We start from the raw sequence: 10,887 nt of genomic DNA, 5'->3' as shown, positions 1-10,887 counted from the left end.
GCGCTGCCGCGGAGGCCGTGCTCCCCCTCACCCACCGCGAGGCGTCGAGTGCGGTCACTTTCGTGGCGGGCCAGTGCAAGGGCCTGTCGGACCAGAACTGGTCGGGCCTCGCCGGCACCGGCCGGACGCTGGTCATCTACATGGGCGTCGCGACCGCGGCGGACATCGCCGACAAGCTGATCGCCGACGGCGTGTCGCCGCACATGCCGGTGGCGATCGTCGAACGCGCGACGCTGCCCGGCGCCCGGGCGATGCGGAGCCTGCTGGCCGATCTCGGCGGGCTGGTGAAGCGCGAGAAGGTCGCGAGCCCGGCCGTCATCATCGTCGGCGACGTGGTCGACCGGTCGCTGGCCGAGGACCGGCTGGTCGCGCTCGCCGAAAATGCGGAGAATCTGGCATGAAGATCCTGACCGGCAACGACCTCAAGACCGGCGATGTCGTCTGGTGGACCGGCTATGACTGGTCCCGTCACGTGTCCGACGCGGCCGAACTGCATGACAATGCGCCGGACGTGATGGCGCGCGAGATCGCGAAGCGCACCGTGAACGATTGCTATCTGGTCGATGCCGAACGCACGGACAACGGCATCCTACCCGTCCATATCAAGGAAAAGGTCCGCGCGACCGGCCCCACCGTCCGTCCCGACCTCAAGATCGCGCCGCCGGATCCGGCCGCCGGAAACTGGGTAATCTGACATGTACAAATATGATTCCTACGACCAGGAGATGGTCGACACGCGCGTCGCGGAGTTTCGCGACCAGGTCGAACGCCGCCTCGCCGGCAAGCTGACCGAGGACCAGTTCAAGCCGCTCCGGCTGATGAACGGCCTCTATCTCCAGCTGCACGCCTATATGCTGCGCGTCGCGATTCCCTATGGCACGCTGAGCTCGCAGCAAATGCGGATGCTCGCCCATATCGCGCTCAAGTACGACCGCGATTACGGGCATTTCACGACCCGGCAGAACATCCAGTACAACTGGATCAAGCTCGAAGAGACGCCGGACCTGCTCGCCGATCTCGCCTCGGTCGAGATGCATGCGATCCAGACCAGCGGCAACTGCATCCGCAACATCAGTTCGGACCAGTTTGCCGGCGCGGCGGCGGACGAGGTCGCCGATCCCCGTCCCTATGCCGAACTGCTGCGCCAATGGTCGAGCTTCCATCCGGAATTCTCGTTCCTGCCGCGCAAGTTCAAATTCGCGGTGATCGCCTCCGACGAGGACCGCGCCGCGATGCGCCTCCACGATATCGGCATCCAGATCGTGAAGAATGACGCGGGCGAGATCGGCGCGCGCTATTATGCGGGCGGCGGCATGGGCCGGACTCCGATGATCGCACCGCTGATCCGCGATTTCGTGCCGATCGGCGAGCTGGTCAGCTATGCCGAGGCGATCATGCGCGTCTACAATCGCTACGGGCGCCGCGACAACAAGTACAAGGCGCGGATCAAGATCCTCGTCCACGAAATGAGCGCCGAGAAGTTCATCGAGGAAGTCGAGGCCGAATTCGAACACCTCCGGGGCCAGAATATCGATGCCCCAGCCGCCGAGCTGGAACGCATCCTCGCGCATTTCGAGGACCCCGCTTTCGAGACCGGGCTCGGCGACGAGATCGACCGCTCCGATCCCGATTTCGCGGTTTGGGTTGACCAGAATGTCCGCGAACACAAACAGCCCGGCTATGCGATCGCGACGATCAGCCTGAAGCCGGTCGGCGGCATTCCGGGCGATGCGAGTTCGGCGCAGATGGACGTGATGGCCGATCTCGCAGAGCGGTACAGCTTCGACGAATGCCGGGTGACGCATTCGCAGAACATCGTGTTGCCGCATGTGCGCAAGCAGGACCTGTACGCGGTCTGGCAGACACTCGTCGAAGCCGATCTCGCCAGCCCCAATCTCGACCTGATCAGCGATATCATCGCCTGCCCGGGGCTCGACTATTGCAGTCTCGCCAACGCCCGCTCGATTCCGGTGGCGCAGAAGATCGCCAAGCGCTTCGCCGATATCGACCGGCAGAAGGAACTGGGCGAGCTCAAGCTCAAGATTTCGGGCTGCATCAACGCGTGCGGCCATCATCACGCCGGCCATATCGGCATTCTCGGCGTCGACCGGAAAGGCGTGGAGAATTACCAGCTGCTGCTCGGCGGATCGGGCGCGGAGGATGTGAGCCTCGCCAAGATTACCGGCCCCGGCTTCGACGAGGACGGGATCGTCGATGCGATCGAGAAGGTCACCGATGTTTACGTCGAGGCACGCGAGGAGGGAGAACGCTTCGTCGACACCTATCGCCGGGTCGGCATGGAGCCGTTCAAGGAGGCGCTGTATGGATGACGTTCTGCGTTTCCGCGACGACGAGCCGCACGAAGAGCCGGCCGTGACGCTCGACGGCTTTCTCGACCAGTCCAACGCGACCGCGGTGCGGCTCGAGGACGGCGAGGACGCGCGCCAGCTCATCCCCTATCTCGACCGGCTCGCCCTGATCGAGATCGGCTTTTCGGCATTCGGCGACGGACGCGGCTACTCCGCCGCGCGCATCCTGCGCGAGCATGGCTATACCGGCGAGCTGCGCGCCCAGGGCGACGTACTCGTCGATCAGCTTGCGTTCATGCGGCGATGCGGATTCGACAGTTTCGCACCCGAAAAACCACTCGACCCCGCAGATGCGGAAACCGCGCTTTCGCGCTGGAACAACGTGTACCAGGAGGCAGCCGATGACCGCAGACCAATCTGGAGCAGACGACATGGCCAGTAACGCCGCCCGCACCCTCGACATGATCGACGCCCGCCCGCGCTATACGCAGGCCGATGCCGATGCGCTCAACGCGCGGTTCGAAGGCGTCGACGCGCAGACGATGCTGCGCGCGCTGTTCGCGGAAGACGAGCTCGGCGAGATCGCGGTCGTCTCCTCCTTCGGCACCGAAAGCGCGGTGCTGCTGCATCTTGTCGCCAAGGCCGATCCCGCGATCCCGGTCATCTTCGTCGACACGCTGAAGATGTTTCCCGAAACGCTCGAGTATCGCGAAACCCTGATCGCGGCGTTCGGCATCCGGAATGCGTCCGTCGTGACCCCCGATCCGAAGGTGCTGGCCGAAAAGGACGAGAACGAGCTGCGCTGGTCCTACGATCCGGACGGCTGCTGCGCGATCCGCAAGGTCGAGCCGCTGGCCCGCGCCAAGGACGGGCTCGACGCCTGGATTTCGGGCCGCAAGGCGTTCCAGTCGGTCACGCGGGAAAACATCGCCCGGTTCGAGGTCGAGGATGGCCGCCTCAAGCTCAATCCGCTCGGCGACTGGGTGAAGGACGATCTCGACGCCTATTTCGAGGAACACGACCTGCCGCGCCACCCGCTGGAAGCCGAAGGCTATCTCTCGGTCGGCTGCGCGCCCTGCACCAGCAAGGTCAAGCCCGGCGAAGACCCGCGCGCGGGCCGCTGGCGCGGCTGGGACAAGACCGAATGCGGTATCCATACGCCGGTCGACCCGGACGATCCCGCCAACCAGCCGGTATTCTAGCGTCTGCGTTTTTAGTGAAAATCGTCACCCTGAACTTGTTTCAGGGCCCACTGCTCCACAAACACCACCATTACGTGATGAAAAGTGGATGCTGAAACAAGTTCAGCATGACGAGGATATCAGCCCAGCGCCTTCCGCAGCAGATCGTTGACGACCTGCGGATTGGCCTTGCCGCCCATCGCCTTCATCGTCTGGCCGACGAAAAAGCCGAACAGCTTGTCCTTGCCGCCGCGATATTCCTCGACCTTGTCGGCATTGGCCTCGAGCACCTCGGCGATCACCTTTTCAATCGCGCCCGTGTCGGACGTCTGCTTCAAGCCCTTCTCCTCGACGATCTTTTCCGGATCGTCGCCGGTCTCGAACATGATCTCGAACACCTGCTTGGCGAGCGGGCCGGAGAGCGTACCGTCGGCGACGAGCGCGAGCAGTTCGGCGCCCTGGGCGGGGCTGATCGGCGAATCGTCGAGCGAGACCCCCGCCTTGTTGAGCCCGCCGAACAGGTCGGAAATCAGCCAGTTCGACGCGGCCTTGGCGACATCGGCTTCCGGCTTGCCCTGCTTTTTCGCGCTTTCGGCGAGCAGCGCCTCGAACCAGCGCGCGGTTTCCGCCTCGGCGGTCAGCACGGCGGCGTTGTAGGCGGAAAGCTCCAGTTCCGTCTCGTAGCGATGGCGCTTGGCGTCGGGCAGTTCGGGCAGGCTCGCGCGGGCCTCGGCGACGAATTCCTCCGAAAGCTCGATCGGCAGCAGGTCGGGGTCCGGGAAATAGCGGTAATCATGCGCGTCTTCCTTGGAGCGCATCGACCGCGTCTCGCCCTTGTCCGGATCGAACAGCCGCGTTTCCTGCACGACCTCGCCGCCATCCTCGATCAGGTCGACCTGGCGGCGCGCCTCGGTCTCGACGACCTGCTGGATGAAGCGGATCGAATTGACGTTTTTCGTCTCGGTCCGGGTGCCGAACTCCTCGCCGGGCTTGCGGACAGAGACGTTCACGTCGGCGCGCATCGAGCCCTGCTCCATATTGCCGTCGCATGAGCCGACATAGCGGAGAATCGATCTCAATTTCCGCACATAAGCGCCTGCTTCGGCGGGCGATCGCATGTCCGGGCGCGAGACGATTTCCATCAGCGCGACCCCCGAACGGTTGAGATCGACATAGCTCATCGTCGGATGCTGGTCGTGCATCAGCTTGCCCGCATCCTGCTCGACATGGATGCGCTCGATGCCGATCGTCTTGACCGTGCCCTCGGGATCCTTCTCGTCGAGCGAAACCTCGATCTCGCCCTCGCCGACGATCGGGTGGAACAGCTGCGAAATCTGGTAGCCCTGCGGCAGGTCCGCGTAGAAATAATTCTTCCGGTCGAAGCGCGACCAGCGGTTGATCTGCGCATTGAGCGCCAGCCCCGTCCGCACCGCCTGGCGGATGCACTCGCCGTTCACGACCGGCAACATCCCCGGCATCGCCGCATCGACGAGCGACACGTTGCAATTGGGTTCCTTGCCGAACTCGGTCGACGCGCCCGAAAACAGCTTGGCGTGGGACGTGATCTGCGCATGGACCTCGAGGCCGATCACGACCTCCCATTCGCCGGTTGCGCCGTTGATGCGGTATTTGCTCATGAGAATGTTCCGTTAGGGCTGAGCTTGTCGAAGCCCTGCCCTTTCCTTGGACCGATGAGAAGTAAAGGACAGCCCTTCGACAAGCTCAGGGCAAACGGCGTTGGGAAAATTCCGCTCACCACCATTTCTCCGCGCGGTGCGTAAAGCCCGCGCGTTCTTCGAGCGCCAGCCCGGCATTCATCACACCCTGCTCGTCGAGCGCCTTGCCGATGACCTGCAGCCCGAGCGGCAGGCCCTGCTTGTCCAGTCCGCCCGGCACGGCGATGGCGGGCAGCCCGGCCAGCGAGCTCGGCACGGTGAACACGTCGTTCAGATACATGGCGATCGGATCGTCGCTGAGATCGCCGAGCCCGAAGGCGGCGGACGGCGCGGTCGGGGTCAGCAGGTAATCGCAGCTGTCCCAGGCGTTGTCGAAGTCCTGCGCGATCAGCGTCCGCACCTTCGCCGCCTGCGTGTAATAGGCGTCGTAGAAACCGGCGCTCAGGACGTAGGTGCCGATCATGATCCGCCGCTTCACCTCGTCGCCGAACCCGGCGGCGCGCGTCGCGGCGTACATGTCCTGCAGGTTCGCGCCCTCGGGCAGCTCGCGCAGGCCGTAGCGCACGCCGTCATAGCGCGCGAGATTGGCCGAGGCCTCGGCGGGCGCGATGATATAATAGGCAGGCAGCGCGTATTTGGTGTGCGGCAGCGAGACGTCGACGATCTCGGCGCCCGCGTCGCGCAGCCACTCGACGCCCTGTTTCCACAGCGCGTCGATCTCTTCGGGCATGTCGTCCACCCGATATTCCTCCGGGATGCCGATCGTCTTGCCCTTGAGGTCGCTGCTGAGGCCGGCTTCCCAATTGGGCACCGGCACGTCGAGCGAGGTCGCGTCCTTGGGATCGTGTCCGGCCATCGCCTCGAGCAGGATCGCGCAATCCTTGACGCTGCGCGCCATCGGCCCGGCCTGGTCGAGCGAACTTGCAAAGGCCACCATCCCGTAGCGCGAACAGCGGCCATAGGTCGGCTTCATCCCGCAAATGCCGGTAAAGGCGGCGGGCTGGCGGATCGAGCCGCCGGTATCGGTACCGGTCGCGGCGGGCACGATATGCGCGGCGATCGCCGAGGACGTGCCGCCCGACGAGCCGCCCGGCGATATCGGCGTGTTGCCGCCGTCGTTGCGCCGCCAGGGCGAGATCACGTTGCCGAAATAGCTGGTTTCGTTGGACGAGCCCATCGCAAACTGGTCCATGTTGAGCTTGCCGAGCATCCCCGCGCCGGCGCCGAGCAGGTTGCCCGAAACCGTCGATTCATAGGGCGGGACGAACCCTTCGAGGATATGGCTCGCCGCAGTCGACTGGACGCCGTCGGTGCAGAACAGGTCCTTGATGCCGAGCGGCACGCCGGACAGCGGCCCGGCCTCGCCCGCCGCCAGCGCCGCGTCGGCGGCTTCGGCGGCTTCGAGCGCCTTTTCCGGCGTCGTCACGATGAAGCAGTTGAGCGCCTCCGCGCCGGCGACCGCCTCGTTGAACGCCTCGGCCACCTCGCGCGCGGAGAATTCGCCGGCGCGGAAACCGTCGCGGATTTCCGCGACGCCCAGGTCGGTGATGCCGGTCATGCGAAAATACCCGTTAGTGCTGAGCCTGTCGAAGCACGGCTCTCCGCCGAAGATCGCCCTTCGACAAGCTCAGGGCTAACGGTTTCGGAGCGAGGATACACCACTATTCGATCACCTTCGGTACGGCGAAAAAGCCGTGTTCGGCGAGCGGCGCGTTGGCGAGGATGGCGTCGCGCTTGTCGCCGTCGGTCACCACGTCCTCACGCATCCGGGTATGGTTCTCGATCACGACCGCCAGCGGCTCGACGCCGGACGTGTCGACTTCGCCCAGCTGCTCGACCCAGCCGAGGATATTGTTGAGTTCGGGCTTGAGGCGCTCGGCCTCCTCTTCGCTCATCGCGATGCGGGCGAGGCTCGCGATGCGGAGCACGGTTTCGGTATCGACGGACATGGCCGCGCGGCTAGCATCGCCCCGTCTTTCCCGCAAGCGCGTATAACGCATGGGCGGCGCCCCGGCGTTGGCCTTTCGGACCGCTTGCCCTATGGCGCGCGCGATACCAGTTGAGAGTCCGTCATGGCCGCCCGAATCTTCCTCTATCTGATCGCAATCGTCATCGTGCTGGTCCTGCTCGCCGGAATCGCCTGGACGCTGTTCCAGGACGAGCTGCTCGAGATGGCGCTGGTGCCCGGCGACACGATCGAGATGCTCGAAGAGGTGGAGGACAGCGCCTATGCCAACCGCGCGATGTGGCTGGCCCGGCCCGATATCGAGAACCCGCCGAGCGACTGGCTGCCCGAGGGCTATGTCGATTACGACGCCGACGAGATCGCGACCGGAGACGCCGCGCAGGCCGATGGCAGCCGCATCCCGGTCTTCTACGTCCTGCCGACCACCTATCTCGACCGCGACCGCTGGAACGCGCCGATCCGGAGCCCGGCCGCACTCGAACGCCAGCAGCTTTTCGCCGCCAGCCAGGCGAGCGTCTTCAACCGGATCGGCGATATCTGGGCGCCGCTCTATCGCCAGGCCGTGGTCGGCGCCTTCCTGACCAGCCACCGCAATGCCGAGGTCGCGCTGCGCTTCGCCTATCAGGACGTGGAAGCCGCGTTCGACTATTTCCTGTCGGAGATCGGCGAAGAGCAGCCGTTCGTCATCGCCGGGCACAGCCAGGGCGGCCTGCACCTGACGACCCTGCTCCACGAGCGGATCGCGGGCACGCCGCTCGCCGACCGGATCGCGGCGGCCTATCTGATCGGGTGGCCGATCTCGGTCGAGGCCGACCTGCCGGCCCTGCCCCTGCCGGCCTGCGAGCGGGCGAGTTCGAGCGGCTGCATCGTGGCGTTCCAGAGCTTCGCCGAGCCAGCCGATCCGCACCAGATCACCCGCATCTATGACGAGAGCACCGGCTATACCGGCGCGCCGCGCCGCGACACGGCGATGCTCTGCGTCAATCCGCTGACCGGCCGCGCGGACGGCGACGCGGCCACGGCCGACGCCAATCTCGGCGCGATCGTTCCCAATGACGCGATGAACGATGCGCGCCTCGCGCCCGGCCTCGTCTCCGCGCGCTGCGACGAGCGGGGGCTGCTGCTGGTCGGCCAGCCGCCCGGGGAATTCGGCCGCTACGTCCTCCCCGGCAACAATTATCACGTCTTCGACTTCCTGCTCTTCTGGAGCAACCTGCGCGCGGATGTGGAGCGGCGCGTGGCGGCTTTCGCGGAGGCGCGGCGGTGATTCACTCTCATCTGGAACCGTCATTGCGAGGCGCCGAAGGCGGCGAAGCAATCCAGAGCCGCAGACGGCTCGCTTGCAGCTCTGGATTGCTTCGCTGCGCCCGCAATGACGACGACTACCGATCAAATGCCACAAATGCCGGTGGAGGAATCGCCTGATGATCGCCACCGCCCCCGCCGAGTTCCGCGCCGCCCTTCCCGATGGCGGGCGGCTGGCCGGGCTCGATGTCGGCAGCAAGACGATCGGCGTGGCGCTGTGCGACTCCGAATGGACCTTCGCGAGCGCGGCCGAGACGGTGAAGCGCCGCAAATTTTCCCAGGACCTCGAACGGCTGAAGACGATCTTCGCCGAACAGCAGGTCGCCGGCCTCGTCATCGGCCTGCCCCTCAATCTCGACGGCACCGACAGCCCGCAAACCCAGTCCACCCGCGCCTTCGCCCGCAATCTCGACCAGGCGCTCGGCCTGCCGATCCTCCTCTGGGACGAACGCTGGTCGACGCAGGCAGTGGAGCGCGCGATGATCGAGGCGGATGTGACGCGGAAGAAACGGGCGGAGCGCGTCGATGCGGCGGCGGCAGGGTTTATCCTGCAGGGGGCGATTGATGGGTTGGTGGGGTTAAATATCTGAATCGTTATTGCGTTGGACAACACTTTTTTCGATCATAGCTATGTGCCGCTCAACAATTTGAAAATCATCACGCGTCGGAGCTTGTGAATCCGCGCTCGCATCGTATCGTGCGGGTCGACGTTGATTTGCTAACTTATTGAATAATGATACAAATTCTGAATCTGTATTTCCCTGCTTGCGTCGAAGATTAATACCAGTGTGTACTCCTCCATGACTTTCGATTTTGGTTTTATGGATAGGATCAAGGATCAATTCTGCTTTAGCGATCAGCTCACACGCGCTAAAAAGATTATCGACGCTAGGGCGAGGTAATTCATTTTCTGCAGAAGATTTTGCAGCTTCGAAAAACTGTCTAGCCGAATTTACAAGCTGAACGGAGCGCGCTCGACCAGTTCGAAAATCAAAGGCTCCTGACCAACCTTTTCCTGTCCAGAAAATCGTGAAGTGTCCATAGTCGAGCTCGGACTCTACTAAATCAAAACTCACAAGCTCTTGAAGGTCAGATAGATATACCTGTTCACCCTTATTCACTGGTCGATTAGCCTTTATTACAGTGACACCGTTGACCTCTTCATTGAGCCTGACCTCTTTTACGGTTTCACCAGTCTGAATCATCTGAGCAGCGAACAAAGAGAAATCATCGTCGATTTGGCCCGCTTCGCGTCGACGCGCGATTTCTGGTCCAAACGATATTTGAAACATATGAAGAATTGTCCGATCCCAGCCGACAATGTCCGATGGGATATCTTCTTTGGGCGCGATCTCAATCCAGTTACCGTTCCGATGTCGATCATTCAGCCACTTCAGAGTTTCTTCAGAGACATCGCTACCTTCAAATTTATTTGCCATAACAAAACTCAAAATAACTTTTCAGGGCCTGAAGGGCGTTAATCCTCTGCCAAAATCGTATCAAGTGAATGACGCCCCATATTGCCCCTTCCTGTTCCCGAGTCTAAGAGGCCCCTTTAATGCAAAACGCGATTCCCACCGCTGCGGCCACACCCGAAGGCGCGCATCCGTTTCCGCACAGGCATCTCACCGGTATTTTCGGGCTCCAGCCCTGGGAGATCACCTTCCTGCTCGACGAAGCCGAGCAATGGGTGGACCTCAACCGCCAATCCTCCAAGCATGACGACCGGCTCGCGGGCCTGACGCAGATGAACGCCTTTTTCGAGGCATCGACGCGCACGCTGCTGTCGTTCGAGATTGCGGGCAAGCGGCTCGGCGCGGACGTCGTCAACATGCATGCCGCGCAATCGAGCGTGAAGAAAGGCGAGACGCTGATCGACACGGCGGTGACGCTCAACGCGATGCGCGCGGACGTGATCGTGATCCGGCACCAGGCCTCGGGCGCGGTCCAGCTGATCGCCGACAAGGTGGATTGCCCGGTGCTCAACGCCGGGGACGGCTGGCACGAGCATCCCACGCAGGCGCTGCTCGACGCGCTGACCATCCGGCGGCGGCGCGGGGCGTTCGCAAAACTGCGCGTCGCGATCTGCGGCGATATCCTGCACAGCCGCGTCGCCCGCTCCAACATCCTCGCGCTGACCGCGCTCGGCGCCGAGGTCAATGTCGTCGCGCCGCCCACCCTGATGCCGCCCGCGATCGAGCGGCTCGGCGTGACGCCCTTTACCGATTTCGACGCCGGGCTGGCGGGCGCCGACGTCGTGATGATGCTGCGCCTCCAGAACGAGCGGATGGCGGGCGGCTTCATCCCCTCCCCGCGCGAATATTTCGCGCTGTACGGCCTGACCCGCGACCGGCTCGAAAGGGCCGCGCCCGACGCGCTCGTCATGCATCCGGGGCCGATGAACCGCGGGATCGAGATCGCCAGCGACATCGCCGACGATCTCGAACGCT

Annotated in this window: 12 protein-coding genes; 8 read left to right on the top strand and 4 right to left on the bottom strand. The window is 63.7% G+C overall.

Going from position 1 to position 10,887, the window contains the following annotated elements; genetic code table 11:
- The 5 genes from ACTS1X_RS14495 to ACTS1X_RS14475 form a co-directional block, all read left to right on the top strand.
- Nucleotides 1–401: uroporphyrinogen-III C-methyltransferase (locus ACTS1X_RS14495; protein ID WP_442615120.1), on the top strand; the 401-nt coding region annotated here is incomplete at its 5' end.
- Nucleotides 398–694 carry a DUF2849 domain-containing protein gene (locus tag ACTS1X_RS14490; protein WP_442615119.1) on the top strand — a complete coding sequence of 99 codons (297 nt, stop codon included), beginning with the start codon at nt 398–400 and terminating at the stop codon, nt 692–694. The genes ACTS1X_RS14495 and ACTS1X_RS14490, both read left to right, overlap by 4 nt.
- Nucleotide 695: 1 nt before the next feature.
- Nucleotides 696–2,330 (top strand): nitrite/sulfite reductase, encoded by a 1,635-nt coding sequence (locus tag ACTS1X_RS14485; RefSeq protein ID WP_442615118.1) that lies wholly within the window; start codon nt 696–698, stop codon nt 2,328–2,330.
- The gene (locus tag ACTS1X_RS14480; protein WP_442615117.1) at nt 2,323–2,751 is read left to right on the top strand and encodes a DUF934 domain-containing protein; all 429 of its coding nucleotides are present in this window, start codon (nt 2,323–2,325) and stop codon (nt 2,749–2,751) included. Before ACTS1X_RS14485 ends, ACTS1X_RS14480 begins: the two co-directional genes overlap by 8 nt.
- Complete coding sequence (locus ACTS1X_RS14475) at nt 2,741–3,511, top strand: phosphoadenylyl-sulfate reductase (RefSeq protein WP_442615116.1); 771 nt, start codon at nt 2,741–2,743, stop codon at nt 3,509–3,511. The genes ACTS1X_RS14480 and ACTS1X_RS14475 overlap by 11 nt, the downstream gene beginning before the upstream one ends.
- 119 nt (nt 3,512–3,630) lie before the next feature.
- Here ACTS1X_RS14475 and gatB read toward each other — a convergent pair whose 3' ends face one another.
- From gatB to gatC, 3 genes are all read right to left on the bottom strand, one after another.
- Nucleotides 3,631–5,127, bottom strand: coding sequence for an Asp-tRNA(Asn)/Glu-tRNA(Gln) amidotransferase subunit GatB (gene gatB, locus ACTS1X_RS14470; RefSeq protein WP_442615115.1), 1,497 nt, complete (start codon nt 5,125–5,127; stop codon nt 3,631–3,633).
- Nucleotides 5,128–5,242: 115 nt separating this feature from the next.
- Nucleotides 5,243–6,724 (bottom strand): Asp-tRNA(Asn)/Glu-tRNA(Gln) amidotransferase subunit GatA, encoded by a 1,482-nt coding sequence (gene gatA / locus ACTS1X_RS14465; protein ID WP_442615114.1) that lies wholly within the window; start codon nt 6,722–6,724, stop codon nt 5,243–5,245.
- Nucleotides 6,725–6,827: 103 nt separating this feature from the next.
- On the bottom strand, nt 6,828–7,115 hold the full coding sequence (gene gatC / locus ACTS1X_RS14460; RefSeq protein WP_442615113.1) for an Asp-tRNA(Asn)/Glu-tRNA(Gln) amidotransferase subunit GatC: 288 nt from the start codon (nt 7,113–7,115) through the stop codon (nt 6,828–6,830).
- Between the two features lie 123 nt (nt 7,116–7,238).
- On the opposite strand from gatC, the gene ACTS1X_RS14455 reads away from it, so the two are divergent.
- Complete coding sequence (locus ACTS1X_RS14455) at nt 7,239–8,399, top strand: DUF3089 domain-containing protein (protein ID WP_442615112.1); 1,161 nt, start codon at nt 7,239–7,241, stop codon at nt 8,397–8,399.
- A gap of 157 nt (nt 8,400–8,556) precedes the next feature.
- Nucleotides 8,557–9,027: a Holliday junction resolvase RuvX gene (gene ruvX, locus ACTS1X_RS14450; RefSeq protein WP_442615111.1), complete on the top strand. Its 471-nt coding sequence runs from the start codon at nt 8,557–8,559 to the stop codon at nt 9,025–9,027.
- Here ruvX and ACTS1X_RS14445 read toward each other — a convergent pair.
- Complete coding sequence (locus ACTS1X_RS14445; protein WP_442615110.1) at nt 9,016–9,876, bottom strand: hypothetical protein; 861 nt, start codon at nt 9,874–9,876, stop codon at nt 9,016–9,018. The genes ruvX and ACTS1X_RS14445 overlap by 12 nt on opposite strands.
- 119 nt (nt 9,877–9,995) lie before the next feature.
- Between ACTS1X_RS14445 and ACTS1X_RS14440 the strand changes: the two genes are divergently transcribed.
- Nucleotides 9,996–10,887 (top strand): aspartate carbamoyltransferase catalytic subunit (locus tag ACTS1X_RS14440; protein WP_442615109.1); only part of this gene is annotated, 892 nt, incomplete at its 3' end.

It is taken from the genome of Parasphingopyxis sp., from assembly GCF_052168275.1.
Taxonomy (GTDB): domain Bacteria; phylum Pseudomonadota; class Alphaproteobacteria; order Sphingomonadales; family Sphingomonadaceae; genus Parasphingopyxis.
This window is presented reverse-complemented; position numbering and strand designations above follow the sequence as displayed.

Excerpts from the sequence above, each read along its gene's own strand:
- gatB (WP_442615115.1), bottom strand. The coding sequence starts at position 5,127 with ATGAGCAAATACCGCATCAACGGCGCAACCGGCGAATGGGAGGTCGTG.
- ACTS1X_RS14475 (WP_442615116.1), top strand. The coding sequence starts at position 2,741 with ATGGCCAGTAACGCCGCCCGCACCCTCGACATGATCGACGCCCGCCCG.
- gatC (WP_442615113.1), bottom strand. The coding sequence starts at position 7,115 with ATGTCCGTCGATACCGAAACCGTGCTCCGCATCGCGAGCCTCGCCCGC.
- ruvX (WP_442615111.1), top strand. The coding sequence starts at position 8,557 with ATGATCGCCACCGCCCCCGCCGAGTTCCGCGCCGCCCTTCCCGATGGC.
- ACTS1X_RS14455 (WP_442615112.1), top strand. The coding sequence starts at position 7,239 with ATGGCCGCCCGAATCTTCCTCTATCTGATCGCAATCGTCATCGTGCTG.
- ACTS1X_RS14480 (WP_442615117.1), top strand. The coding sequence starts at position 2,323 with ATGGATGACGTTCTGCGTTTCCGCGACGACGAGCCGCACGAAGAGCCG.
- gatA (WP_442615114.1), bottom strand. The coding sequence starts at position 6,724 with ATGACCGGCATCACCGACCTGGGCGTCGCGGAAATCCGCGACGGTTTC.
- ACTS1X_RS14490 (WP_442615119.1), top strand. The coding sequence starts at position 398 with ATGAAGATCCTGACCGGCAACGACCTCAAGACCGGCGATGTCGTCTGG.
- ACTS1X_RS14485 (WP_442615118.1), top strand. The coding sequence starts at position 696 with ATGTACAAATATGATTCCTACGACCAGGAGATGGTCGACACGCGCGTC.
- ACTS1X_RS14445 (WP_442615110.1), bottom strand. The coding sequence starts at position 9,876 with ATGGCAAATAAATTTGAAGGTAGCGATGTCTCTGAAGAAACTCTGAAG.